General features: G+C 41.6%; 22 protein-coding genes. All 22 read left to right on the top strand.

All coding sequences use genetic code 11. The features are described from left to right. Positions 1–11: 11 nt before the first annotated feature. The 22 genes from V6C17_RS07120 (at position 12) to V6C17_RS07015 (ending at position 25,516) form a co-directional block, all read left to right on the top strand. Entirely contained in the window at positions 12–1,340 is a 1,329-nt protein-coding gene (locus V6C17_RS07120; protein ID WP_333521974.1) for an SLBB domain-containing protein, read from the top strand. A 19-nt stretch (positions 1,341–1,359) separates the two neighbouring features. Beyond that, positions 1,360–1,911 (top strand): BMC domain-containing protein, encoded by a 552-nt coding sequence (locus tag V6C17_RS07115; protein ID WP_333521857.1) that lies wholly within the window; start codon positions 1,360–1,362, stop codon positions 1,909–1,911. A 433-nt stretch (positions 1,912–2,344) separates the two neighbouring features. Further along, complete coding sequence (gene ilvB, locus V6C17_RS07110; RefSeq protein WP_333521856.1) at positions 2,345–4,036, top strand: biosynthetic-type acetolactate synthase large subunit; 1,692 nt, start codon at positions 2,345–2,347, stop codon at positions 4,034–4,036. A 3-nt stretch (positions 4,037–4,039) separates the two neighbouring features. Next, positions 4,040–4,537 carry an acetolactate synthase small subunit gene (gene ilvN / locus V6C17_RS07105; protein ID WP_333521855.1) on the top strand — a complete coding sequence of 166 codons (498 nt, stop codon included), beginning with the start codon at positions 4,040–4,042 and terminating at the stop codon, positions 4,535–4,537. A gap of 387 nt (positions 4,538–4,924) precedes the next feature. Continuing rightward, entirely contained in the window at positions 4,925–6,946 is a 2,022-nt protein-coding gene (locus V6C17_RS07100; RefSeq protein WP_333521854.1) for a proton-conducting transporter transmembrane domain-containing protein, read from the top strand. Between the two features lie 8 nt (positions 6,947–6,954). After that, entirely contained in the window at positions 6,955–7,896 is a 942-nt protein-coding gene (locus V6C17_RS07095; protein ID WP_333521853.1) for a respiratory chain complex I subunit 1 family protein, read from the top strand. A 44-nt stretch (positions 7,897–7,940) separates the two neighbouring features. Continuing rightward, on the top strand, positions 7,941–8,576 hold the full coding sequence (locus V6C17_RS07090) for a hydrogenase (RefSeq protein ID WP_333521852.1): 636 nt from the start codon (positions 7,941–7,943) through the stop codon (positions 8,574–8,576). Between the two features lie 4 nt (positions 8,577–8,580). After that, a complete protein-coding gene (locus V6C17_RS07085) occupies positions 8,581–10,053 on the top strand; it encodes a hydrogenase 4 subunit F (RefSeq protein WP_333521851.1) in 1,473 nt (490 codons plus the stop codon). Further along, complete coding sequence (locus tag V6C17_RS07080) at positions 10,050–11,642, top strand: hydrogenase large subunit (protein WP_333521850.1); 1,593 nt, start codon at positions 10,050–10,052, stop codon at positions 11,640–11,642. Before V6C17_RS07085 ends, V6C17_RS07080 begins: the two co-directional genes overlap by 4 nt. A gap of 25 nt (positions 11,643–11,667) precedes the next feature. Beyond that, positions 11,668–12,021 (top strand): 4Fe-4S binding protein, encoded by a 354-nt coding sequence (locus V6C17_RS07075; RefSeq protein WP_333521849.1) that lies wholly within the window; start codon positions 11,668–11,670, stop codon positions 12,019–12,021. An 18-nt stretch (positions 12,022–12,039) separates the two neighbouring features. Continuing rightward, positions 12,040–12,531: an NADH-quinone oxidoreductase subunit B family protein gene (locus V6C17_RS07070; RefSeq protein WP_333521848.1), complete on the top strand. Its 492-nt coding sequence runs from the start codon at positions 12,040–12,042 to the stop codon at positions 12,529–12,531. Positions 12,532–12,560: 29 nt separating this feature from the next. Further along, positions 12,561–12,899 carry an ArsR/SmtB family transcription factor gene (locus tag V6C17_RS07065; RefSeq protein ID WP_333521847.1) on the top strand — a complete coding sequence of 113 codons (339 nt, stop codon included), beginning with the start codon at positions 12,561–12,563 and terminating at the stop codon, positions 12,897–12,899. A gap of 321 nt (positions 12,900–13,220) precedes the next feature. Next, complete coding sequence (locus V6C17_RS07060; RefSeq protein ID WP_333521846.1) at positions 13,221–13,655, top strand: RrF2 family transcriptional regulator; 435 nt, start codon at positions 13,221–13,223, stop codon at positions 13,653–13,655. Then, complete coding sequence (locus V6C17_RS07055; RefSeq protein WP_333521845.1) at positions 13,648–15,036, top strand: cytochrome ubiquinol oxidase subunit I; 1,389 nt, start codon at positions 13,648–13,650, stop codon at positions 15,034–15,036. Before V6C17_RS07060 ends, V6C17_RS07055 begins: the two co-directional genes overlap by 8 nt. Beyond that, positions 15,027–16,031 carry a cytochrome d ubiquinol oxidase subunit II gene (gene cydB, locus V6C17_RS07050; RefSeq protein WP_333521844.1) on the top strand — a complete coding sequence of 335 codons (1,005 nt, stop codon included), beginning with the start codon at positions 15,027–15,029 and terminating at the stop codon, positions 16,029–16,031. The genes V6C17_RS07055 and cydB overlap by 10 nt, the downstream gene beginning before the upstream one ends. Positions 16,032–16,351: 320 nt before the next feature. Further along, a complete protein-coding gene (locus tag V6C17_RS07045) occupies positions 16,352–19,213 on the top strand; it encodes an FAD-binding and (Fe-S)-binding domain-containing protein (protein ID WP_333521843.1) in 2,862 nt (953 codons plus the stop codon). A gap of 120 nt (positions 19,214–19,333) precedes the next feature. After that, complete coding sequence (locus V6C17_RS07040) at positions 19,334–19,669, top strand: YjcQ family protein (protein WP_333521842.1); 336 nt, start codon at positions 19,334–19,336, stop codon at positions 19,667–19,669. 17 nt (positions 19,670–19,686) lie between these two features. After that, positions 19,687–21,411: a thiol reductant ABC exporter subunit CydD gene (gene cydD, locus V6C17_RS07035; RefSeq protein ID WP_333521841.1), complete on the top strand. Its 1,725-nt coding sequence runs from the start codon at positions 19,687–19,689 to the stop codon at positions 21,409–21,411. Then, on the top strand, positions 21,408–23,153 hold the full coding sequence (gene cydC, locus V6C17_RS07030; RefSeq protein ID WP_333521840.1) for a thiol reductant ABC exporter subunit CydC: 1,746 nt from the start codon (positions 21,408–21,410) through the stop codon (positions 23,151–23,153). The genes cydD and cydC overlap by 4 nt, the downstream gene beginning before the upstream one ends. A 51-nt stretch (positions 23,154–23,204) precedes the next feature. Beyond that, a complete protein-coding gene (locus V6C17_RS07025) occupies positions 23,205–23,900 on the top strand; it encodes a DUF2225 domain-containing protein (RefSeq protein ID WP_333521839.1) in 696 nt (231 codons plus the stop codon). 249 nt (positions 23,901–24,149) lie between these two features. Then, complete coding sequence (locus V6C17_RS07020; protein ID WP_333521838.1) at positions 24,150–24,827, top strand: hypothetical protein; 678 nt, start codon at positions 24,150–24,152, stop codon at positions 24,825–24,827. Between the two features lie 119 nt (positions 24,828–24,946). Continuing rightward, positions 24,947–25,516 (top strand): DJ-1/PfpI family protein, encoded by a 570-nt coding sequence (locus tag V6C17_RS07015; RefSeq protein ID WP_333521837.1) that lies wholly within the window; start codon positions 24,947–24,949, stop codon positions 25,514–25,516. The last annotated feature ends 19 nt before the right edge of the window (positions 25,517–25,535 follow it).

Raw genomic sequence — 25,535 nt, 5'->3', positions numbered from 1 at the left:
GGGTGAAGGGAATGCGGGATGAAATTATTGCTGCAGTTAGAGCAGCCGGAGTTGTGGGAGCCGGGGGAGCCGGCTTCCCGACTCATACTAAAATAAATGCTAATGTTGATGTTGTTATCGCTAACGGTGCGGAATGTGAACCACTTCTCAGAACAAATCAGCATCTTATGGCTGTAGAAAGCATGAAAATTGTAATGGGTCTAAAGCTTGTAATGAGTGCCACCGGCGCCAAAAGCGGCTTTATTGGCTTAAAGGCTAAATATGAGGCGGCAGCTGTTAATCTTAAGGCTGCAATAAGCAGGGTAAATGAACAAAACATTAAGTTGTTCTTTGTACCTGATTTTTATCCGGCCGGTGATGAACAAGTATTGGTAAATGAAGTAACAGGGAGGATTGTTCCGGAAGGAGGAATCCCTTTACACGTTGGTGTCGTTGTGGCTAATGTCGAGACACTAATGAATATAGCGCAGGCCATGGAAGGGCAGCCAGTGACTGATAAATATGTAACAGTCACTGGTGTGGTTAATCATCCGATAACTCTAAAAGTTCCAGTTGGGACAAAGCTGAAATATTTGCTCGAGCTAGCGGGAGGCCCATTAGTTACTCCTTATGCCATTATTGACGGCGGGCCTATGATGGGAAAGCTGACTTCACCTGATGCTGCTGTAACGAAAACAACCGGCGGCTTGATAGTGTTGCCGGTAGAACATCCGCTGGTAGTGCAAAAAGAGACAAACTGGACAGCAATTTCTAATCGGGCTAAAGCAGTGTGCTGTAATTGCATGGCCTGTACTGATGTATGTCCGCGCAATTTATTAGGACATAGTTTGGAACCACATAAGGTTATGCAGATTATTGGCAGAAGCCAATATAATGATATTGATACTATTACAAGGGCGTTTCTCTGTTCTGAATGTGGTGCTTGCGATACCTTTGGCTGCACTATGGGGTTATCTCCGCGGAGAGTTAATGCAGAATTGAAAAGCCAATTGAGTAAGGCCGGCATTAAAAATCCGCATAAGAATATACCGCTTTCGGTAAAACAGCAGCGGGAATATCGTCGAATTCCAACTAAACGATTGATAGCTCGTCTAGGGTTAACTCAGTATGATGTTAAAGCTCCGTTGACTTTAGAGCAGGTAAGTACACAAGAGGTTTGGCTGCCTCTATCTCAGCATATCGGTGCTGCGGCTGTCTCCATTGTAAAGGTTGGAGATAGTGTAAAACGTGGAGATGTGATCGCCGAAATTCCGGAAGGTGCTCTAGGCGCGAAACTGCATGCCAGTATTTCCGGTAAAGTAATTGCCGTAAATGACCAGATCGGTATTCGGGCAGTATAAAGCTGCAGGAGGTAGTAGAATGAGAAGTGCTATTGGGCTGCTTGAAATCAAGAATATAACAAAGGGCATTTTGGTTGCTGATGCCATGCTTAAGGCTGCAAACGTGGAGCTTGTTATGGCACAGCCGCTTTGTCCGGGGAAATATGTTGTAATGGTGGCGGGAGACGTTGGTGCTGTCCAAAGTGCTGTACGCAGTGGACAGGCCGCTGGTGGTTCAGACAATATTGTAGATGAATTTATTCTTCCTAACGCTCACGCCAGTATTTTTCCAGCGCTTACAGGGTGTACTAATGTAAAGGAGATTAAGGCGCTAGGGGTTATAGAAAGCTTTTCTGTTGCATCTGCTATAATTGCAGCCGATGCCGCCGTTAAAGCTGCTGCTATAAGCCTTTTGGAAGTGAGGCTGGCCCGAGGCATGGGGGGCAAAGCTGTAGTTACAATGTCTGGTGACGTTGGAGCAGTCAGCACAGCTGTACGGGCAGGGAGTGACGTTATCAAAGAGTCAGGGTTTTTCTTAGACTCTCTAGTTCTGCCGGCACCACATAAAAATCTGCATGAGGTTTTATATTAATACTCCTATAGCTTAAATTAGCCTGTACACTAAATGTACAGGCTAATTTAAGCTATAAAGGCTGCCAGGCTCATTTGCGTCGCTCAGCCTCAAACCCATTGCTTGCGTACGACCGCTGTAGGCGGCGCTGCTGGATATTGCGGTGCTCCTAGCAACTGAGCCTTCTAGGGCAGCCTAAGCATGGTTTTTAAACTGGCTATATTTAGGTGTACAGCTTATCATGTCGCAGAAAAAATGCTCCGTTTACTAAGGTGTATATTTGTAACATTATAAAATTGAATTTTGGTATAATGATTAAGTTATCGGAATAGTTATTTAATCATGTACAGTGGGAATAAACATTTTTTAATATAATAAAAACAATAGGTGACATTCGCAGGTAATTTATATTATAATACTGAGAAAAGGGCCAAGGCATAAAGGAGGACTTACTTTGGAAATGAATGGTGCCCAAGCGGTTATAGAAAGCCTGAAAAATGAAGGCGTTGAAGTAGTTTTTGGCTATCCGGGCGGAGCGGTGCTAACGCTCTATGATGCCTTATATAAATCTAATTTTCCCCATGTACTGACCGGTCATGAGCAAGGGGCTGTGCATGCTGCTGATGGATATGCACGGACAACGGGTAAAGTCGGCGTTTGCTTCGCAACATCAGGTCCTGGTGGTACAAATTTAATCACTGGTATTGCTACCGCATATATGGATTCAGTTCCGCTCGTAGCAATCACCGGACAGGTCGGAGTTTCTTTAATTGGTAAAGACTCGTTTCAAGAAGCTGATATTTGTGGAATAACAACCCCTATTACTAAGCATAATTATCTTGTTAAAAAGGTACACGAACTACCACGTGTATTAAAAGAAGCATTTCATATTGCCAGCACAGGTCGTCCCGGCCCTGTCGTTGTGGACATATCTAAGGACGTTTTTAATGCTGTGTTTGATTTTCAATACCCTGATACGGTACACCTTAGGGGCTACCAGGGCACAGTTAATGGTGATCCAGCCGATATCGATCAAGTTATTGAACAGCTTAAGCAAGCCTGTAAACCGCTTGTATTTATAGGCGGCGGCGTAAACATCTCTGATACTGCTGCAGAACTTAGGGAATTCATAAACTCAACTGGCATTCCTGTAATATCCAGTCTGATGGGACTGGGCTGTATACCTGACGATGCTTCTGAACATCTTGGTATGGTTGGTATGCATGGCACATATGCCGCAAATATGGCAACAACTGAATGTGATGTCCTTGTTGGAATTGGTGTAAGATTTGATGATAGGGTTACTGGGGTGGTTAATGAGTTTGCTCCTAAAGCAAAAATAATCCATCTTGATATAGACCCAGCGGAAATAAATAAAAATGTTCGTGTTGATTTAAGGGTAGTTGGCGATCTTAAGTGGGCGCTACCGCTAATAAGGCAAAAAGCCGTTAAGCTTAAAACAGCGGAATACCAGAAAAAAATCGGACCATGGGTCGAACAAGTTCTAAGTTGGAAAAAGAATAAGCCGCTAACATATAATCAGAATTCAGATATTATCATGCCTCAGCAGGTTATCGAAACGTTGAGTAAACTTACTAAGGATGGTACTATAGTAGTAACAGATGTTGGGCAGCATCAGATGTGGACTGCGCAGTTTTTTAAATTCCGTACACCAAGGTCGCTGATGACCTCTGGTGGACTTGGTACTATGGGATATGGCCTTCCAGCAGCTATAGGAGCTCAGGTCGGTAAGCCAGATGAGACGGTAGTGCTAATAAGCGGTGACGGCAGTATTATGATGAACTGTCAGGAATTTGCGACAGCTGCTACTAATGGATTCCCAGTCAAAACTATTGTTATGAACAATCAAGTTCTGGGTATGGTAACCCAATGGCAGCGGATGTTTTATGGTGAGCGGTATTCGCAATCGAAATTACGCGGTAAGACCGATTTGGTGAGATTAGCGGAAGCAATGGGGGCAACGGGCTTTAGGATAACTAAGCCGGAAGAACTGGAAGAAACGCTTAAGCGGGCACTCAATACTGATGGTCCGGTGCTTGTGGATGTGCAGCTGCCTGAAGTTGAAGATGTATTGCCAATGGTTCCCGTCGGGGGCCGCTTAGATCAAATGATTCTTGGAGGGTAACAAATGAAATATACATTGGCCGTCCTGGTTGAAAACAGACCTGGTGTGCTTACGCATATATCGGGGCTTATAAGCCGTCGGGCGTTTAATATTGAGAGTATTGCTGCTGGTCATTCCGAGGAGCCTGATACTACCAGAATTACGATTGATGTAGAAGTAGATGATGAGATAGAATTGGAACAAGTGGTAAACCAGCTGTCAAAACTTATTGATGTTATAAAAATTATTAATTTGACACATGTGGATCCTATCAATCGTGAATTAGTACTTATTAAAGTCAGAGCAAATCCAATGACTCGTTCGGACATCGTCAATATTGTTGATATTTTCAGGGCGAAGATTGTTGACGTTAACCGCGAAACTATGGTTATTGAATTGGCTGGTGAGCAGACTAAGATAGACGCCATATGCGAAGTGTTAAGGGACTATGAAATAATTGAGATCGCTCGCACAGGAAAGATTGCTCTTTCTCGCGGACCGATACCAGCTAAAGATATGTAAACATCTAGAGGCTGCCCTACAAGGCTCATTTGCGTCGCTCAACCTCAAACCCATTGCTTCGTACGACCGCAGTACGCGGCGCTGCTGGGTTTTGCAGTGCGCCTAGCAACTGAACCTTCTAGGGCAGCCTAGGTAAAGGTAAAAAAGAGACTGAAGTACAGGCTTAAAAAGCCTGTACTTTTTTTATTTTCAATCTAGGTAAAAATTGAATAATGATAAATTGACAGAATTGGCAAAAAAATGAGATAGGATGATGATAACTGATTTTTGTAACATAAATAAGCGTTGTCCTAGTTTTTTAGGGTAATTTCAGCTTTGCAAAACACATAGTATATTAGTATATTTAAATAATCAGATATTCAGTAATATTATATTTGGAGGTCTTGTATGGCAGCAGTTGATTTAGCTGTGTTATTGAAAACGGGTTTGTTATGCCTAATTGCAGGCAGTATTGTCCCTTTTTTGGCTGCTAAGAGTCAAAAGGCTGCAAATTGGGCGGCTCACGGCTGTGCTTTTATGGGAGGTCTTTGTGGAATTCTAGCTGCAGCTTGGGTACTGTTAACCGCAGAAGTTATCGAACTACCGCTTTGGGAGATAGTATCAGGAATTGAATTTCGACTTAAAGTAGATTATTTATCAGCTTTTTTCCTTTTGGTGATCTCATTGATTACTACAGCGGCAGCTATCTATTCTATCGGTTATGTGTCAAAATACAATTCAAAAAAGAACATCGCCTATTTAGGAGGTTTGATGAATATCTTTGTGCTATCAATGGTGGCAGTAGTAACCGTGGATAGTACTTTTGCTTTTCTAATTGCCTGGGAAACCATGTCACTAGTTTCATTTTTGCTGGTTATGTTTGAGCACGAAAAGAGTCAAGTGCGATCAGCGGGGTATATTTATTTAGTTATGACACACATTGCAACTGCCTTTATTCTCATATCGTTTTTATTAATGTTTACTTATAGCAATAGTTTTGATTTTGCTGTGCTTAAGAAGCAGCTGCCTTTTTTACCTGAGGCAATAAAGAGCGTGCTATTTTTAATGTGTTTAATCGGCTTTGGTGCAAAAGCTGGCATAATGCCGCTGCATATTTGGCTGCCTCGCGCCCATCCTGTTGCGCCTAGCAATATATCGGCCTTGATGTCAGCTGTAATGATTAAAACAGCCGTATACGGTCTGCTAAGAGTTACATTTGATTTTCTCGGGGGGGGGCCGGCTTGGTGGGGCGGAATATTGCTAGCTTTAGGTCTGATTTCGGCAGTTTGGGGAATTCTGCTGGCAATTACTGAAAACGATATAAAACGATTTTTAGCTTTCAGTAGTACTGAAAATATGGGAATTATTTTAGCCGGAGTAGGAGCTTCTATCATCTTTCAGGCGAATGACCAGCCTTTATTGGCAGCGCTTTCCTTAACGGCTGCGTTATTTCACGTTTTAAGCCATGCTTTATTTAAGGGCATATTATTTATGGGAGCTGGTTCAGTATTATTTGCTGCTCATACAAAAGACATAAATGAACTTGGCGGTCTTATTCATCGCATGCCTTGGACAGCCGGACTTTTTCTAGTTGGTGGCATGTCACTTGCAGCTTTGCCTCCGTTTAGCGGCTTTGTAAGTGAATGGTCTATGCTGCAGTCTATGCTGCATTTAGCCTTTGACTTAGATAATATATGGCTAAAAATAGCTGGTGTTACTGCAGCCGCCTTGTTAGCTTTGGCGGGCGCATTTGCAGCAGGCGGCGTAGTTAAACATTTTGGTACGGCTTTTTTGGCTATGCCTAGGACTAAGGCGGCTGAAGAAGCAATAGAGGTTCCTATTACAATGCGTCTTGGTATAGGTTTGCTGGTTATACCTACTATACTATTTGGCTTGTGGCCAGGGGTTGTACTAAAGCTTATTAATAACATAACTAATAGGTATTTATCTGAGGAAATTACTGGAATGATGGTTTTGTCAATTCCATTTGCAGGTACTTCCGAAACCCTATCTATGGCAGTGATATTTGCTGCTGTAGCTGCACTATTAATTTTAGTATTAATAGTGATGAGGCTAAAGTTTGGCAAGAGTAATGTCGTAATTGATGAAACCTGGAATTGCGGCACCAATCTTTCCTCCGATATGGCCTATACTGGGACGTCATACTCTAACCCACTGGTCGTAATATTTAACAGGCTGATAAGGTTTGACCGTCAGGTAGAGATTCAAAGTAAATATGATTATTATCCCAAAAGAATCAGTCATAGATTTACTTCCAGCGCAAATATTGAGAATGTATTATATAAACCTGTTATAGCGATGTTGGTACACTTATCGCAATATATTAAGAATATCCAAAATGGGAACTTACAGAATTATCTAGCCTATATGGTAGGCGCTTTAGTTTTAGCATTAATTTGTACAAGGTAGGTGCAGGTATGTTTGAGCAAATGCTCTGGGGAGTATTACAAGTTATACTTTTAATTATGTTAGCACCACTGGTTCAAGGCTTTGTAAAGAAAGTCAAAGCTCGGCTGCAAAACCGAGTAGGCCCAGGAATTTTTCAGCCCTATTATGACATTATAAAATACTTAAAAAAAGATGCAGTTGTATCAAATCACGCCTCTTGGCTTACGACTAGCACCCCTTACTTAACATTTACGGTAATTATTGCCGCTGGGCTATTTGTACCGACAATTTGGAACGAAGCTCCTCTTGGTGTTGTTGGAGATATTATAGTTATTATTTACTTGTTTGCTCTTGCTCGGTTCTTTACGGCGCTTAGTGCTTTAGATGCGGGCAGCTCCTTTGGTGGAATGGGTTCAAGTCGTGATATGGCATTATCGGCGATAGCTGAGCCGGCTCTTTTTTTAGCTGTAGTGGCTGTTTTGCTAGAGGGAGGAACAACAAAATTAGGTCAGGTAATAACTCAGGTGGCTGAGGGGCATTTAAACTTTTTAGATCCTGCTTACGGCTTAGCTTTTCTAGCCATGCTTATTGTAGTTATTACTGAAACTGGCCGGATACCGGTAGACAATCCTGATACGCACTTAGAACTTACCATGATCCATGAGGGAATGCTTCTTGAGTATTCCGGTCGCTATCTCGGGCTCATGGTATGGGCTTCTTATATAAAACAGCTCTTGATATTAACGCTTTTTATTGATCTGTTTTTTCCTTGGGGAATAGCAACAACGCCAACCTTGACAGGGATGTTCTATGCAGCAGGTGCTTACTTATTAAAATTGTTGTCGTTAGGAACTGTTTTGGCTTTTATAGAAACAGCCTATGCCAAAGTTCGTTTGTTTCAGGTGCCTAAACTATTAGCATCTTCGATGGCTTTATCACTGCTGGCTATAATAGTCAGGGTTGTTAGGTAAATAGGGGTTCAAGCAAATCAATTAAAGTGAGGGATTTTTAATATATGGATGCACTTGTTTCGGCAGGGCTGTTGTTCAGTACTTTATGGCTGTTCAAAATTCGTAAAATCACTGATGCGGTGGGAATCATAGCCTTTCAGTCAGCGCTCCTGGCACTTGTAGCTGCAATAATGTGGTATAAAACAGGTATAGAACATTTATTGGTGGCTGCAGCGTTAACGTTTGCCATCAAGACTATCTTAATACCTTCAATACTGTATTACACAATCAATAGAACTAATGATAAGCAAGCTGTTGAACGACTGTCTTCACCCCATGTTTCCTTGCTGCTGGCAATACTTTTAATGGCTGCCGGCTACTATGTAGCGACAGACTTGCGGCTGCCAGGCACGCAGCATGGAGAACATTATATCGCTTCATCAATAATACTAATTTTCCTTGGTACTTTCACAATGATCGAACACAAAAAGGCTATTATGCAGGCTATTGGATTAATAGTAATTGAGAATGGAATATTTCTAATTACCGAATCAGTTACTTATGGAATGCCGTTAGTTGTTGAATTAGGTATTCTTTTTGATCTCTTGGTATCAGCAGTTGTTATTGCTGTCTTGGCGTTTAGAATTCACTCGTCCTTTGACAGTCTAAACACGGATAAGATGCAGAATTTGAGGGGGTAATTGCATGGTTTTGGTTGCGGTACTATTCTTAGCACCACTTATAACAGGACTGTTCGCCTGGGTTGCTCAGAGCCAGCGGTTTACCGAAAAACTGCAGGCAGTAGGTGCCTTGGCAACACTTGCAGCTGCCGGTAAGATTGCCTCTGCTGTCTATTACGGAGGAGCAATAAATGGTTGGCACGATATTATATATATTGACGCGTTAAGCGCTTTTAACATTTTCTTGATTGCATTAATCGGTTTTGCCGCCTCACTATATTCCATTGGATATATGCGTCATGAATTAGCAGAAGGGGAGATAAGTTTTTCCCAGCTTAGATTTTATTATCTTTTTTACCACTTATTTATCTTTACAATGTTAACCGTTAGTGCCGTTAATAGTTTAGGGTTGTTATGGGTCGGTATAGAACTTACAACATTAGTGTCGGCACTATTAGTAGCCTTTTATGGTAAAAACAATGCTTTGGAAGCAGCGTGGAAGTATCTGATTATGGGCAGCGTTGGCATTGCTTTCGCCCTATTGGGTATTATTTTTGTATACTTGTCTGGCATTCAGACGCTAGGGCAGCAGCATGCCGCGTTGAATTGGACGGAATTATTAGCTGCCGCGAAATTTCTCAATCCTTCATGGATAAAGATTGGTTTTATATTTATCCTGATTGGCTTTGGGACAAAAGCAGGTTTGGCGCCGATGCATTTTTGGCTGCCGGACGCACATAGCCAAGCACCCACCCCGATCAGTGCAGTATTGTCAGGTGTTTTGCTGAATACAGCTCTTTATGGTCTGTTTAGGGTGTATGCGATTGCTAATACGACGCTTAATGGCGAGGCAGCACAATATCTAATATTCTTTGGGCTGTTTTCAATAGCTATAACTGTTCCGTTTATTATGATTCAGCATGATCTAAAAAGAATGCTAGCTTATTCAAGTGTTGAACATATGGGGATTATTACTCTAAGTGTAGGTATTGGCGGGACTCTGGGGCTATATGGAGCATTTCTGCATATGTTCAATCACTCGATGGCCAAGTCACTGCTATTTTTTGCCGCAGGAACAATATGCCAAAAGTATCATACCAAGCAAATGGGAAGAATAACCGGTATTCTTAAGTCAATGCCGGTGACCGGAACAATATTTTTGATTGCAGCCTTCGCTATAACCGGTGCGCCGCCATTTAACATTTTTCTGAGTGAAATTACTATTATGATGGCAGGCTTCAAATCGAATCAGACAATTGTGTCAGTTATTTTGATTGTGTTGATTACAATTATATTTGCCGGTATGATGCACTATATAATTAAGATGGTGTTTGGTGAATCGGGAAATAAAGTTGAGAGAATAGAAACAAGCAATTGGTCGACCGTAGCATTGATTATTCCGTTGATATTGGTTGTGATTTGCGGCTGGTACGTTCCACCGCTGCTGGATAACACAATCTATAAGGTTTCCACTGTTCTACAGGGGGGAGTTAGATGATTCATCTTAGTAAAAAACAGGCGGTGCAGCGCCTGATTCATTCTTTAGGAAAAAATGTGCAGTCAAGTAAAACAGTAAGACAAAATGAGACGGAAATCACGGTAGCCAAAGAAAACCTTCCAGAAGTATGCAGTCTTCTCTCGCTAGAAAAAGGCGGACGACTGTTTACGATGGTGGGAAACGACGAGCGTCCAATAATAGGTCATTTTGCTTTGTATTATGTTTTTTGCTTTGATAAGATAGGTCATTTTATAACGGTGAAAGCCCTAATCGAAGAAGCTGATCCTGTGTTTCCTTCTATTGCTGTTCGAGTACCGTCAGCCAATTGGTATGAGCGCGAGGTTGCCGATTTATTTGGGTTAAGAGCATTAGGACACCCGGACAGGCGTCCGCTGATCTTACATGGTGATTGGCCGGAAGATCAGTATCCATTGAGAAAAGATTACAGTGGCAATTCTGATATAGCACGTCAGCCAGACCGTGATTCCTTTATGGAGTATACGGGGCGAGACGTAACTCAAATACCAGTGGGGCCAATACATGCAGGTATAATTGAACCTGGACATTTCCGCTTCGGGTCGGTTGGTGATACTGTTTTACATCTTGATGCTAAACTTTTTTATACCCATCGCGGTATTGAAAAAGCGACTGAAGGCGTTTCGCTCAAAAAAGCTTTATTCACAGCTGAGCGTATTTGCGGAGTATGCGCTTTGTCTCACGCTGTTGCATTTGCCCAAGCAGTAGAAACGGCTGCTCAAGTAACTATTCCGGCAAGAGCAATGTACCTTAGAACACTCTTTTTAGAATTAGAGCGATTGTATAATCACATTGGTGATCTAGGTAATTTATGTGCTGGTTTTGGTCTGGCTGTTGGTATCAGCCAAGGTTCGCGCATTAAAGAACAGCTTTTGCAGCTTAATGAAAATCTGACTGGGCATCGTTATTTGCGTGGCGTTGTTACTTTAGGCGGCTTGCGGTTAGATATTAGCAATAAAGAAATTATTACAATTTCAGAAGTAATAACTAAATTAGAAGCAGATTTTGAAGAATTTATCGATATTGTATTATCGCATGAAGTAGCTCTCGATAGAATGACCTCTACTGGAATATTGAGTCTTGGCCAGGCAAATGATTTAGAGGTTGTCGGAGTTGCCGCCCGGGCGTCCGGGCGTAATATCGATATTCGGCGAGACAAGTCGTATGCGGCATATGGGTTATTAAAATTTGATGTTCCGATATATACTGAAGGCGATGTGCTTTGCAGGTTTAAAGTTCGAGCTGATGAAGTTAGAGAATCACTTAGACTAATCCATCAAATACTCGAGGACATAGTGCCAGGGCCGGTTGTGACAGAAGTAACTGAAATCGAACCCTATACTACAGCAATGGGGTGGGTTGAATCGCCTCGAGGTGAAATTTGTCATTGGCTGATGGTGGGTCCTAACCAAACGATATATAGGTATCGCGTGCGATCTGCAGCTTACAGTAATTGGCCAGCTGTTCCTCTTGCAGTACCGGGAAACATTGTACCTGACTTTCCGCTCATAAATAAAAGTTTTGAGCTCTGCTATTCATGTTGTGATCGGTAATTACTGATTATCGGAGGTAATTAGCTTGTTTGAAATAATAAGGAAAATTTTTAAGATAGGTACTGTTACTAATTTGCAGCCCTTGCAGCAAGCTTCTGTAAAATACCGTGGAAAAGTAAAGGTTGAGGCCGGCAATTGTACAGGTTGCGGGAAATGTATTGAAGCATGTCCTAGTGGGGCAATTGGAAGCTGTTCCAGTAGTGATAAGGTGTACTTATGTTTGACTCACTCGAAGTGCATTTTTTGTGGTGCTTGTTATGATGCTTGTGGAGATAACGCTATTCAAGTAACAAATAATTGTTATATAGCTGTTAAAGATAAAAATGAGCTGGTTGAGCTATCGCCAATTATGCTGCAAAGCAATCGGCAGGTATTATAAAGAGAGGAATATGCTATAATGGAAGATAAAACAGCGATAGATCTAGGTCTGAATCTAAAGCAAAGGATTAAACAAGTATTGGGAAGTTCTTTGCATATCCGCCACGTAGATGCAGGCTCCTGTAATGGCTGTGATTTTGAGATGATGGCCTTATGTAATCCTATTTATGATATTCAGCGCTTTGGGGTTGATTTTGTGGCTTCGCCTCGTCATGCCGACATGCTTATGGTTACTGGCGGTGTAACTCGCAATCTTGAGATCGCACTTAAGAAAACTTATAGTGCGGCTGCTGCTCCCAAAATGGTAGTAGCAGTTGGATCTTGTGCTTGCGGCGGGGGTGTCGTAGGACAGTCTTACGCTAATATGGGCGGAGTGGACAAAATAGTGCCTGTTTATGTATATGTGCCTGGTTGCCCACCGCGGCCATCGGCTCTAATAGAGGGGATTATGCTAGCTCTGGATCGATTAGAAAGTTATTCGAACAGAGAAGTAGCGGCAACTAGAGAATGAGTGAATTGGTTTTTGTTTGGAGGTAAAAAATGAACCTAGAGTTACAACGATTTAAAGCAGACTTTTTTAAAGCTCTGGCCCATCCTTTACGTATCCGAATTTTAGAGCTGCTGTCTGAAGGTGATAAAAATGTTAACGAGATACAAGCAATAATCGGCAGTGAAGGCTCGGCGGTTTCGCAACAGCTAGCAATATTGCGCAATAAAAACATTGTGTTTGGCACAAAAGACGGCAATAAGGTAACTTATTCGCTGCGTGATCCAATGATTGTTGAACTGTTAACAGTTGCGCGGCATATTTTTAATAATCACTTAATCGATACTATCTCGATGCTAGACAGATTTAATGAAGATAATAATGAGTTTTGAGAACGAATAAGAGGACTCAGGCCGGCGCCTGAGTCCTTTTTATCTTGATGAATTAACAAATACAGAGCTTTTTGGCTGTAATAGATAAAATAAATAGACTTATTCTCAAATTTTACAGGCGGGTGATTCCAGATTATAGAGGATTATCAATGGTTTAGCTAGTTAATCTATCAACAAAAATCATAGATGCAATGCTGGACAGATGATATTATTAAATAATAAATATTCATAGAAAAGTATTGACGAACAATTCGGAGAAGTATTACAATGTAATTAATACCAAACGAGTACAGTATTATATTAAGAGAGGAGGGTTAAGGAGTGCAGCTGAATCAGGCAACAGATTATGCATTTCGAGTAGTTCTCCATTTGGCTGGTGCGCCAGGCAGGATTATTAGCGGTCAGATAATTGCTGAACAGCAAAAGATACCACCGCAGTTTTTGCAGAAAATAATGCGATCTTTAGCCAAGGCCGAGATAGTCAAATCGCATCGCGGTGTAGACGGGGGCTTCGAGCTTGCAAGATCACCCTATAAAATAACGTTGTTAAGTGTTATTGAAGCAATGGAGGGCCATATTTCACTTAATCGCTGCTTAGGAGAGCAAACGTCATACAATAAATGCTGCACAGAAGTTTGTCCCGTACATAAAGCTTTAGAAAATATCCAAGGACAGTTTCTGCAAGCCCTAAGCCAGGTTAATTTTGCGACCCTTGCTCAAGAAAATAAAAGAGAGGTGGATATATGCTATGGATGAAATCCTATTAGCACGGTGGCAATTTGGTATCACTACAGTTTATCATTTTCTATTTGTACCACTGACACTAGGCTTATCAATAATGGTCGCCATTATGGAGACCATGTATGTTCGTACTGACAATGAGCTATACAAGAGAATGACCAAGTTCTGGGGGAAATTATTCTTACTTAATTTTTCAATGGGAGTTGTTACTGGCATAGTTCAAGAATTTCACTTTGGGATGAACTGGTCAGAATATGCAAGGTTTATGGGTGATATATTTGGAGCGCCGCTTGCAATGGAAGCGCTGACGGCTTTCTTTTTGGAATCGACCTTTATCGGACTTTGGATTTTCGGTTGGGATAGACTATCCAAAAAACTTCATGCCGCATGCATCTGGATAGTAGCTTTTGCTAGCAATTTATCGGCCTTTTGGATATTAGCGGCAAACTCGTTTATGCAAAATCCAGTTGGTTATGCCTTGAATAATGGCCGGGCAGAGATGGTAGATTTCTTTGCCCTTATCACAAATCCTTACGTTGCCAACCAGTTTCCCCATACAGTTCTTTCAGGTGTAGTTACTGCTGGCATTTTTGTTCTAGCAATAAGTGCATATCATTTAATTAGAGGTACTCACTTAGAGGTGTTCCGTACTTCCTTCAAAATGGGGTTAGTCTGGAGTATTATTGGTTTATTTGCGTTAATGGGCAGTGGACATCTACAAACGCAGTTTATTGCTAAAAATCAACCAATGAAACTTGCAGCAACTGAAGCGCTTTGGGAATCAGCCGATCCAGCACCATTCGCGCTTGCTGCTGTTATTGATGAGAAGAATCAAACTAACACCTTCGAACTCGGGGTGCCTGGTGCATTAACCTTTTTAGCTCATGATTCTTTTAAAGGTGAAGTTAAAGGGATTAAAGAACTGCAAGCTGCAGCAGTTGCAAAATACGGCCCCGGTAACTACGTTCCTGACGTAAAAGCGCTGTTTTGGAGCTTCCGGGTAATGGTAATAGCAGGTATGGTTATGATGGGCATAACTCTACTTTGTGCTCTATTATGGTATAAAGGTAAACTTGAAGCTTATCCAATCGCACTCAAAGCAATGCTGTTTTCATTACCGCTACCGTATATAGCAAACTCAACCGGTTGGTTTGTAACAGAGGGCGGACGCCAACCTTGGATAGTTGTCGGTCTGCAGAAAGTAGCGCAAGCAGCTTCTCCTAATGTTACTGCAGGTGAAATTTGGATATCACTAATTGGTTTTACAGTGGTCTATGGAGTTTTAGCAATAGCTGCCGGTTATCTTGCTGTTAAGTTTATCAAGCAAGGACCTGTTGATACTAAACCAAGCATTCCTGCTGCAACAGCGGCGAAGGGGGCGACATTATGGAATTAAATATCTTATGGTTTATCCTCGTCGGTGTGTTATTCACAGGATTTTTCTTCCTTGAAGGTTTTGACTATGGAGTTGGTATGCTGCTGCCCTTCCTAGGGAGAAATGATGTTGAACGCCGGGTAATTATTAATACGATCGGACCAGTTTGGGATGGCAATGAGGTGTGGATGATCACAGCAGGCGGGGCGATGTTTGCAGCCTTTCCTCATGTGTACGCAACCATGTTCAGTGGCTTCTATATGGCTCTATTCTTATTATTAATCGCACTGATTGTACGTGGAGTTGCCTTTGAATTCCGCAGTAAAGATGATAGCCCAGTCTGGCGCAGTACTTGGGATTGGCTTATCTTTTTCGGCAGCGCTGTTCCTGCCCTGCTATGGGGAGTAGCTGTTACCAACCTTATTAAAGGTGTGCCGATCAATGAAAAGATGATTTATGTGGGTACATTCTTTGACTTACTTAACCCTTATACAATAGTGGGCGGGTTAGCCTTTTTGCTGGTATTCCTTTTCCATGGTGCTCTGTTTATAACTTTGAAGGTTGAAGGTGAAATGATAGATCGGGCAAGAGCCTTTGCCTTAAAAGCCGGCGCAGCGGCAGCAGTGGTTTTTCTAACCTGTGTAGGCTTAACTTACACCAATACTGATTTATTCAAAAGTGCTCTGGGTGGAATTGCACTCTGGGGTGCGGTGGTAGCATTTGTTGCAGGCTATGGGTTAACTTGGGTTAAAAAATACGGTTGGGGTTTTGCTATGAGCGGTTTGGCGATAGCTCTTACAACGATCGGGTTTTTCGCCGGTTTATTCCCAAGACTGATGGTTTCTAGTTTAAACCCAGCTTGGAGTCTTACTGTTTACAACGCATCCTCAACTCCTTACACTTTAAAGATCATGACGATTGCGGCGCTTATCTTAGTGCCAATCGTGCTAGCCTACCAAGCTTGGACCTATTGGGTTTTCCGTAAGCGGGTTACTGCTAAAAACCTAGAATATTAATACAAAAAGCGGTTTATCTTCGGGTAAGCCGCTTTTTAACAGACATGTCCCGATTAGAGCTAGTTATTTAGGCCGCTGATACCTTTGAATTATATATAATCCCAGCCTTTTATTTGGGAAGGGCGTAAGGATTAGAATTAACTGCTATTTCTAAATTTACAGAGAATGTGTTCTAAATCACAGAAAATTTAGTAATTAACAAGTTACAATAGGGTAAACCGCAAAATTAATAACACAATAACAAGATCAATAGTAGGAAAATTTAAAAAATAGTCGAATTATGTTAGAAATTGGCAATATATGAAAGGTGGTTAGATTGTATGGGCATGAGATCAAGAGAAAGCGATATTACAAATCTTCCAGTGAATTATAAAGAGTTCTTTGATAAAATATCGGCATTTATCCCACAGACACGAATTTTTGCAGATCCCATCCGGACATATGCGTACGGGGTTGACGCAAGCCTTTACCGCATGAATCCAAAATTAGTTGTAAAAGTTAGATCTGTGAACGAAGTTTCACAAATTATGAAGATTTCCCACTCTCTTAAAATCCCGGTGACATTTCGGGCGGCCGGAACAAGCCTGTCAGGTCAAGCACTTACAGACTCAGTACTACTTGTGTTAGCTGGAGGATGGAGCGGTTATAGTGTTAGTGAAAATGGTGAGAGCATTTCGCTGGAGCCTGGCATTATAGGCTCAGAAGCAAACTCCTATTTGAAAAAGTTCGCTCGTAAAATAGGTCCCGATCCGGCATCAATAAATCATGCGATGATTGGCGGGGTTGCGGCAAATAATGCAAGTGGTATGTGCTGTGGGACGTCAGACAATAGCTATAAAACTGTAGCTAGTATGAAACTCATTTTTGCTGACGGTAGTACGCTCGATACGGCTGATGAAAATTCCAAAAAGCAATGGGCAAATGAGCATCAAGAACTTATAACGGCTATCGAAGCTATTCGCGATGAAATTAACGCTGATACTGAACTAAGAGCGTTAATTTCACACAAATTTAAAATTAAAAATACTACTGGATATAGCCTTAATGCATTCGTCGACTATTATGATCCGTTTGATATAATTAATCATCTTATGATTGGATCGGAAGGTACGCTGGGCTTCATTTCAGAAATTACATACAAAACTGTTGTCGATCATGCCCACAAGGCATCGGCACTGATGATATTTCCAGACATAAATAGTGCTTGTCAGGCGGTTATGAGGCTTAGCCGCCCGCTCGTTGCAGCAGCAGAGCTAATTGACCGCGCCTCGCTGTCTTCGGTTGAGGACAAACCAGGCATGCCAGCATATTTGAAGACCTTAGGATCTGAAGCAGCAGCGCTATTGGTTGAAATAAGGACTGAAGAAAAAGCGGCGTTATTAAAGCAGATAGACGAAGTTAAGCAGGTACTTGCCGACATTCCAATAATATTTCCAATAGAGTTTACTGATGTTAAAGCAGAATATGAAAAGTTATGGAAGATACGTGCTGGTGTTTTCCCAGCTGTTGGTGGAATTAGGAAGATCGGAACTTCGGTTATAATTGAAGATGTTGCTTTCCCAAAAGATAAACTGGCTGAGGCTGTACTTGCCCTTAGAGAAAGTATGAATAAGAATGGCTATGAGTCAGGAATTATTTATGGTCATGCTTTAGATGGTAACGTACACTTTGTATTTACCCAGTCCTTCGATACAGAAGCTGAGATCGAACAGTATCGGTTATTTATCGAAGAAGTTTGCGAGATGGTTGTCAATAAGTTTGACGGCGCACTCAAAGCTGAGCATGGAACAGGACGTAATATGGCACCATTCGTAGAAATGGAATGGGGCAAGAAAGCTTATTCTTTCATGGGACGTCTTAAGAAAGCATTTGACCCTGATAATATGGTCAATCCTGATGTTATAATTACGGATAACAAGAACTTATTCCTTGAAAATCTAAAGCTAATGCCCAAAACGCATGATGTTGTTGATAAGTGTATTGAGTGCGGATATTGCGAGGTAAACTGTCCGTCGAAAAACTTAACCAGTACACCTCGTCAGCGTATAGCAGTACAGCGCGAGATAACGAGACTAAAAAATACAGGAGAAAACCCGGAAAGACTTCATCGCTTTGAAGAAGACTATGAGTATTTTGGTGATGAGACCTGTGCAACCGATGGTTTATGCGAAACAACCTGTCCGCTTTCTATTAACACCGGTTCATTTACCAAGCAGGATCGTTCTACTAAGATATCACCTAAAGCTAAGAATATAGCTAAATTTATGACTGAAAACTTTGCCGGAGTTACTACTCTTGCTAAGTTAGGAATGGCTGGAGCGCATTTAGCTCATTCCGTGCTGGGGACATGCACAATGGACGGTCTGACGACTGGTGCAAGAAAAATAAGCGGCAATAAAATACCTCAATGGAACAAATGGCTGCCTCGTGGCGGTTCGACACCATGCCCGCTTGCTAAAAAGACCAAAAGCGAGCTGAAAGTGGTATACTTCCCTAGCTGTGTTACTAGAACAATGGGACCAGCAAAAGATGATGTAGATCAGCGTCAAATAAGCGAAGTAATGGTCTCGCTGCTTGATAAAGCTGGCTATGAGGTTATTTATCCTAAAGAGATGGATAAACTATGCTGCGGTATGCCGTTTGAGAGCAAAGGCTATTTTGAAGCGGCTGATAACATGAGCGCAGAACTAGAAAAAGCGCTCTTAGAATGCAGCAATAATGGTGAGTACGTTGTGCTCTGCGATACAAGTCCATGTGTATACCGGATGAAGCGGGTAATGGATAAGCGCCTAAAGATTTTAGATACTGTTGAGTTCATACATGATCAATTATTAAACAGGCTCGACCTTGAAAAATCAGATGAAACCATTGCGGTACATGTCACTTGCAGTGCAACCAAAATGGGATTAGCTGAAAAGTTTAAGGCAATCGCTGAAGCTTGTGCAACAAAAGTTATAGTGCCGGAAAAAGTAAGGTGCTGCGGTTTCGCTGGTGACAAAGGCTTTGAAGTACCGGAACTAAATGAATCAGCTTTAGAACACTTAAAAGAAGCTTTGCCGCATGACTGTAAGTGTGGCTATTCTAACAGCCGTACTTGTGAGATTGGTCTTGCAAATACTGCGGGAATTAGCTATCAGTCAATTGCGTATCTTGTTGATAAATGTGCTAAAGGCAAAAAATAATTATTTAAGGCCGGAGTAATCCGGCCTTAAATATATTACAATATAAGATAGAATAAGTATCGTATATCTTTGTTGATGAGAGTGCTAGAGTGAGTAGAATGGTTAAGAAAGGGTGATAGTATGCGTTCTGATTTATTACTTAAACTTACTAAGAAATATAGTGAGCATGAAAAGGAGCATTTCAAAAAGGTAGACCTGACTGGACCCCATGACTATGTACTTATGGAATTTTATAAGGAACAGCTCAAGAGTGAGCCAGATATGACTAAAGTTACTGCTGAGTTTGTTCAGCTAAATGAAAAAATCTATATGATGGCAGTAAAAAAACTTCAAGATTATGGTTTTATAGAAGGGGCAAATATTCAAGTCAATGAAAATGGCATGCCAGAAAGCGTTGATATAAAGGATGTCAAAGTTACCCAAGCAGGCATTGATTATGAGCGTCATCTCGGCTAAGTAAAGAGGAGAAAGTCATGATCGATAAGCGTCTTATAAGAGAGATGAAAAATTACAGACAGCTGTTTATGACGCTGATTGGTCTAAGTCTAGGTACTGGGGTATTAGTCGTACTGCAAGCCGACTATTTGACAAAGATAATTGATGGGGTATTTCTAGGTGATTTAGACTTGTCAGCGGTCTATCCTTGGATGTGCATGCTGCTCGTTATTATGATATTGAGGGCAATATTTGTTTGGTTGAATGAACATTTTTCTCACAAGCTGGCCGTAAGTATAAAAAGCAATCTGCGCGAGCGATTAGCCAAGCAGCTGTTGGCATTAGGACCTGTACATATAAGCGGGGAGCAGTCTGGAGAGTTAATAAATCTTATGGTCGAGGGTGTAGAGAATATTGAGCCATACTTTGCGAAATTCTTACCACAGTTATGTACTGCGGCGCTAGTGCCGCTATTAATACTTGGAATAGTTACACCGTTAGATGTTACAACAGCTTTAATTTTGTTAATAACTGCTCCGCTTATCCCGATATTTATGATTTTGATCGGAAAAATGGCCGAGAGGCTTAATAAACGTCAGTGGGAAACTTTATCACGACTGAGTGCCCATTTTCTCGATGTGCTGCAAGGGCTTACTACCCTCAAGATTTTCGGACGCAGTGTTGACCAAGTAAGGGTTATTGCCAGAATGAGCAATGAGTTTCGCGATATTACTCTCAGTGTATTAAAAGTTGCTTTTGTATCGGCATTGGTGCTGGAACTCGTTGCGACTATCAGTACAGCTTTAGTCGCGGTAACTGTTGGCCTAAGGCTGCTGTATTACAACCTGACCTTTAGCCAAGCCTTTTTTTTGCTGCTGCTTGCTCCTGAATTTTATTTGCCATTAAGACATTTAGGAACACAGTTTCATGCTGGTATGGCAGGTATGAGCGCGGCGGAAAGGATATATAAGGTATTATCTAAACCAGTGGTGAAAAGAGATGGGAATCAAAAGATTTTGCCACAAGACAAGATATGTTTGGAATTTAAGGATGTTTATTTTGCCTATCAAGAGGGACAGCGGACTGCTCTAAAGGGATTTAACTTAACTATAAGTTCCGGCGAAAATGTTGCACTAGTAGGTGCAAGTGGTGCCGGAAAGAGTACAGTTGCTAACCTGCTTCTTGGCTTTGTTGAAGCCCAGTCAGGAGAGATTTTAATCAATAACGAAAGACTGGACGAATTAGACTTATCCGCTTGGCTGGAGAAGGTAGCCTATGTACCCCAATCAGCACACCTGTTTTACGGAACAGTGGCTGATAATATCCGCTTTGGAAGAAAAGATGCAGAACAGCACGAGCTAGAGTCGGCGGCAGTTGATGCCGGTGCTCATGATTTTATTATTGGGCTGCCGCAAGGCTATAATACGTTAATCGGCGAAGGTGGACATGGTCTAAGCGGCGGTGAGAAACGGCGAATTGCAATTGCCCGAGCTTTTTTGAAAGATGCGCCATTTTTGATACTTGATGAAGCTACGGCGGGTCTCGATGCCAAAAATGAAAATGAAATTCAGTCAGCGCTTGATCGGTTGGCTAGCGGTCGTACAGTGCTTACTATTGCTCATCGCCTGACGACTGTGTACAACGCTGATAAGATAGTTGTTATTAATCAAGGGCGAACAGCTGAAAGTGGAAATCATGCTGAACTTATTGGATCGAAGGGTTTATACTATGATCTGGTAACAGCTTACCGAGGTGCAGAATGAGGACTGCTGTTAGGCTTATTAAAATTATGCTGCCGGCTTGGCCTATAATGGCATTGGCAGTTCTGTTTGGCTGGCTTACTGTAGCAAGTAATATCGGACTAATGGCTACTTCAGCGATTTTGATTGCTAGTGCCGCACTTCATCCTTCGGTAGCGGAACTCTCGGTAGCTATAGTCGGAGTAAGGTTTTTTGGCGTAGCTAGAGCAGTTTTCCGCTATTTAGAGCGTTATATCTCTCACGATGCGACATTTCGTATTTTGAGTGAGCTTAGAGTTTGGTTCTATACTCGCCTTGAACCTCTAGCCCCGGCTAAATTGCAGAGTTGGCAGAGTGGAGAATTATTTGGTGCAATTGTTGGCGATATCGAGACGTTAAAAGACTTTTATTTACGAGTTTTGGCACCGCCGATTGTGGCAATAATGATTTTGGCTTCAATGATATTTTTTGTCCAGAAGTTTACTGTTGGACTGGTATATATTTTAACAACAGCTTTCTTATTAACTGGAATCGGTTTGCCTCTGGTGGTACGAAGCTTAAATAAAAATTCCGGCAGTGAACTTGTTGCTGTAAGATCTGAGCTAAAAGCGTATCTAGTGGATAGTGTTGAAGGAATTGCTGATCTAGCAGCCTATAATCGTAAAGAGGACCAACTTGACGCAATACGAAGTCTCAATGGAAAACTTTCATCTTTGCAAGGGCGAGTAGCAGCATTAAGTGGATTAACTGAAGCTCTTGGTAGCTTAATAATGAACGGCGCATTATGGGCTGTACTTTGGCTGATGATACCTTTGGTTAATGGAGGCTATGTTGATGGAATTTATCTAGCAGCTGCGGCCTTAGCTGTTCAAAGCAGCTTTGAAGCTGTATTGCCGCTGCCGATGGCAGTCCACTACTTTAACGAAAGCTTAGCCGCAGCCCAGCGTTTGTTTAGTATAGTGGATACAAAAGCTGCAGTGAGTACAAACAGAGAAACAGTTAATTTGCCAAATGATTTAAGCATTGTAGTTAAAGATGTATCTTTTACTTATAATTCTGGAACAGATAAGTATTGGAAAAAAGGCTTGCAGAATATTTCGTTTGAACTTAAACCTGGAAGAAGTGTCGCCATTGTCGGTCCTAGCGGTGCGGGGAAGAGTACAATTATAAATTTGCTTCTGCGTTTTTGGGAGTATGATTCAGGTAGTATAACTCTGAGTGGTTTAGATTATCGTGATTTAAGTCCAGAGGATATAAGAAATAGTTTCAGCGTAGTGTCACAGCAGACGCATATTTTTAATGCAACTATACGTGATAACATTATACTGGCACGTCCAGATGCGACTGAAGCACAGCTAATGGCTGCAATACATGGGGCGGCATTAGGAGAATTTGTCGGCACACTGCCGCAAGGCTTAGATACCGCTGTTGGCCATAATGGCAGGGCGTTATCTGGTGGTCAGCGTCAAAGGATAGCAATAGCGAGAGCCATACTAAAAGATGCCCCGATTTTGCTGCTGGATGAAGCTGCTGTAGGCTTAGATGCGTTAACTGAACATCAAATTATGACTGCATTAGGCGAACTTATGAAGGGCAGAACTACCTTAATGATTACCCATCGTATAATAGGCTTAGAGGCTATGGACAAAATTTTGGTACTTGATCAGGGCAAGGTTGTTGAGCGGGGAAGGTTTGATAGTCTAGTAGAAAAACAAGGACTATTTTACCAGATGTATAAGTTGCAACAGACTTATTTCCCAAACTGATCTTGACCTCTGAGTAATATATGGTAATGTATTACTATGGAGGGAGTTTTTATGGCAGATTACATATATCAAGTTGATAAAGAGTGTGCTCTGTGCGGCAAGACATTCAGCGTGACTAAAGTCCGTTCACGATTGCTGAAAATTAAGCAAGACAGTGACTTTTGCACGTATTATCAAGATGTTAATCCTTATTACTATTCAATATGGGCATGCCCCCACTGTGGCTATGCTGCTCAGGATAGTAATTTTGATGAGATAGTTCCAGCTGCAAAAGAGAAATTAGCCAAATTTCTCTCATCACGCCAGATTAATATTAATTTTAGCGGCAATAGAACTAGAGAACAGGCTATTGCTACTTATAAGCTTGCTATTTTCTATAACGAGATGCTAGAGGTTGCTTCAAGCAGAATAGGCGGGTTGTATCTTAAGTTGGCATGGCTGTACCGTGAAGGAGAGCAGACAACTGAGGAACAGGTTGCTCTGGTTAATGCAGTTAAGCATTATGAGCAGGCACTTTTTCGTGAGCGTCTGCCTATCGGCAATATGACTGAAGTTACGCTAACGTACTTGGTGGGAGATTTGTTTAGACGCACAGGTAATGTGGAAAAAGCGATACCTTATTTTAATAAAATTATTTCAAATCAACAGGCCAAACTGGAGCGTAATATTTATAATCTGGCCCGAGACGTATGGCAGGAGATTCGGGACTCTCGTAATCAGTCGGCAGCTGAAAAGGCTGGCGAATAACAAAATCCGGTACAGCTGTACCGGATTTTCATTTGTTCAATAAAAGTAGGACTAGGGCTAAGGGGATGAACTACGTAGATTATCTATGCCACATATAACTTGTCCGGCTAGGTCTGAACCTTATTAACGCTCCAACGCTAACTTACGCTATAATAAGGTTCAGACCTAGCCTCATTAATAGTAGGCGGCCTAAATATTATTTAGACGGTTAGCAGTTACGCCAAAGATATTTAGAGGTGATCGAGAGTAATGATAACAATACCAGTTGATTTGCCAGCTGATTTTACAAGTAAAATCAGCTTCGCTGAGCTTGAAGCAAAAGTTGCCGATTTATCGCCAGTAATGCATATCATACAGGAAACTTGGGATTATCAGACTGTTGAGAACTTAGAAAAGGGCTTAGTAGTCGTTCCAGATCATATTATTAATAAATCCTTAACTGAGGCTATCGGACAACACGATCAGATTAAAGAACTGACGATAAACTCTATCGGCGAAGGAAAGCTAAAAATAACGGCAATTACCAAGGATGCTGGCCGAGTAGTGCTAACCTGCAAAATAGTGCAGTTTCAGCATACTAAACATAATTCAATCATGCAACTGAAGGTGCTTGACAAAAAACTCCCGGATAAACCAATGCTTTCATGGATTTTTTCCAAAGTGAGTTTAGCAATGGCCGCAAAATTCGTAGGTAATATTGATATGGCTGCAGGAATAACTGTTGATATAAAAGGCAATGCAGCCACAGTTAATTTTCATCAGGCACTATATAATTCGCGTTTCGGAAGTGCTGAGTTATTCGGCTACAAACCGCTTGATGCTATAGTAATAAATGATGCTCTGCCGCAAAGTGGCTGTATAGAGTTTCATACTGGCTTGGATATGCCTGAAAACGTTAAAGCTATGGTTAGAAATTTACTTGAGTAGAAAGTGATTTTATATTACTAAGGCGATTTTGGGCAAAAAATTAACATCTAAAATAGCAGGAATATAATGGGAAAAAATGAATTATATTTCTAAAGAACGTTTATTATGGGGGGATTTTAATGACTAAAAAGATCCTTATATTAACTGGTGATTGTGCAGAAGATTATGAAGTAAAAGTGCCTCAGCAAGCATTAATGATGCTTGGCTATCAAGTAGATCTAGCTGCCCCGAATAAAAAGGCGGGAGATATGCTGCAGCTGGTCGTGCATGACTTTACTAATCTTGATACCTATATAGAATTGACTGGTCATCGTATCCCTGTAGACCTTTCTGCCGCAGAAGTAAATGTTGATGATTATGTTGGGCTTGTTATTCCTGGCGGGCGAGCTCCAGAATATATACGCATGTATGATGAAGCAATTAAAATCGTGCAAGCCTTTTTCGCCGATGGTAAGCCGGTTGCAGCTATTTGTCATGGTACACAGCTGTTAGCCCCAGCAGAAGTTTTAAAAGGCTATGAGACTACTTCCTATCCTGCTTGTGCAGCTGAATGCCGGATCGCTGGAGCTGAGTGGAAGAATGAACCAGTTGTAGTAAGCAAAAACTTGGTTACGGCTCAGGCTTGGCCAAATCATCCTGAGTGGCTACGAGCCTTTGTTGAATTACTAGGTGCAAAAATAAGTATTTAAGATAATGACCCGCTGCCGT

Origin of the sequence: Dendrosporobacter sp. 1207_IL3150 (genome assembly GCF_036763085.1) — a bacterium.
Taxonomy (GTDB): Bacteria; Bacillota; Negativicutes; order DSM-1736; family Dendrosporobacteraceae; genus JBAIYU01.
Note: the sequence above shows the minus strand (reverse complement) of the source record. Positions and strands in the feature narration are given on the sequence as shown.

Bases quoted from the DNA above. Each gene is read 5' to 3' on its own strand.
- V6C17_RS07120 (WP_333521974.1), top strand. From the start codon at position 12: ATGCGGGATGAAATTATTGCTGCAGTTAGAGCAGCCGGAGTTGTGGGA.
- V6C17_RS07115 (WP_333521857.1), top strand. From the start codon at position 1,360: ATGAGAAGTGCTATTGGGCTGCTTGAAATCAAGAATATAACAAAGGGC.
- ilvN (WP_333521855.1), top strand. From the start codon at position 4,040: ATGAAATATACATTGGCCGTCCTGGTTGAAAACAGACCTGGTGTGCTT.
- V6C17_RS07100 (WP_333521854.1), top strand. From the start codon at position 4,925: ATGGCAGCAGTTGATTTAGCTGTGTTATTGAAAACGGGTTTGTTATGC.
- V6C17_RS07095 (WP_333521853.1), top strand. From the start codon at position 6,955: ATGTTTGAGCAAATGCTCTGGGGAGTATTACAAGTTATACTTTTAATT.
- V6C17_RS07090 (WP_333521852.1), top strand. From the start codon at position 7,941: ATGGATGCACTTGTTTCGGCAGGGCTGTTGTTCAGTACTTTATGGCTG.
- V6C17_RS07085 (WP_333521851.1), top strand. From the start codon at position 8,581: ATGGTTTTGGTTGCGGTACTATTCTTAGCACCACTTATAACAGGACTG.
- V6C17_RS07080 (WP_333521850.1), top strand. From the start codon at position 10,050: ATGATTCATCTTAGTAAAAAACAGGCGGTGCAGCGCCTGATTCATTCT.
- V6C17_RS07070 (WP_333521848.1), top strand. From the start codon at position 12,040: ATGGAAGATAAAACAGCGATAGATCTAGGTCTGAATCTAAAGCAAAGG.
- V6C17_RS07065 (WP_333521847.1), top strand. From the start codon at position 12,561: ATGAACCTAGAGTTACAACGATTTAAAGCAGACTTTTTTAAAGCTCTG.
- V6C17_RS07055 (WP_333521845.1), top strand. From the start codon at position 13,648: ATGGATGAAATCCTATTAGCACGGTGGCAATTTGGTATCACTACAGTT.
- cydB (WP_333521844.1), top strand. From the start codon at position 15,027: ATGGAATTAAATATCTTATGGTTTATCCTCGTCGGTGTGTTATTCACA.
- V6C17_RS07045 (WP_333521843.1), top strand. From the start codon at position 16,352: ATGGGCATGAGATCAAGAGAAAGCGATATTACAAATCTTCCAGTGAAT.
- V6C17_RS07040 (WP_333521842.1), top strand. From the start codon at position 19,334: ATGCGTTCTGATTTATTACTTAAACTTACTAAGAAATATAGTGAGCAT.
- cydD (WP_333521841.1), top strand. From the start codon at position 19,687: ATGATCGATAAGCGTCTTATAAGAGAGATGAAAAATTACAGACAGCTG.
- cydC (WP_333521840.1), top strand. From the start codon at position 21,408: ATGAGGACTGCTGTTAGGCTTATTAAAATTATGCTGCCGGCTTGGCCT.
- V6C17_RS07025 (WP_333521839.1), top strand. From the start codon at position 23,205: ATGGCAGATTACATATATCAAGTTGATAAAGAGTGTGCTCTGTGCGGC.
- V6C17_RS07020 (WP_333521838.1), top strand. From the start codon at position 24,150: ATGATAACAATACCAGTTGATTTGCCAGCTGATTTTACAAGTAAAATC.
- V6C17_RS07015 (WP_333521837.1), top strand. From the start codon at position 24,947: ATGACTAAAAAGATCCTTATATTAACTGGTGATTGTGCAGAAGATTAT.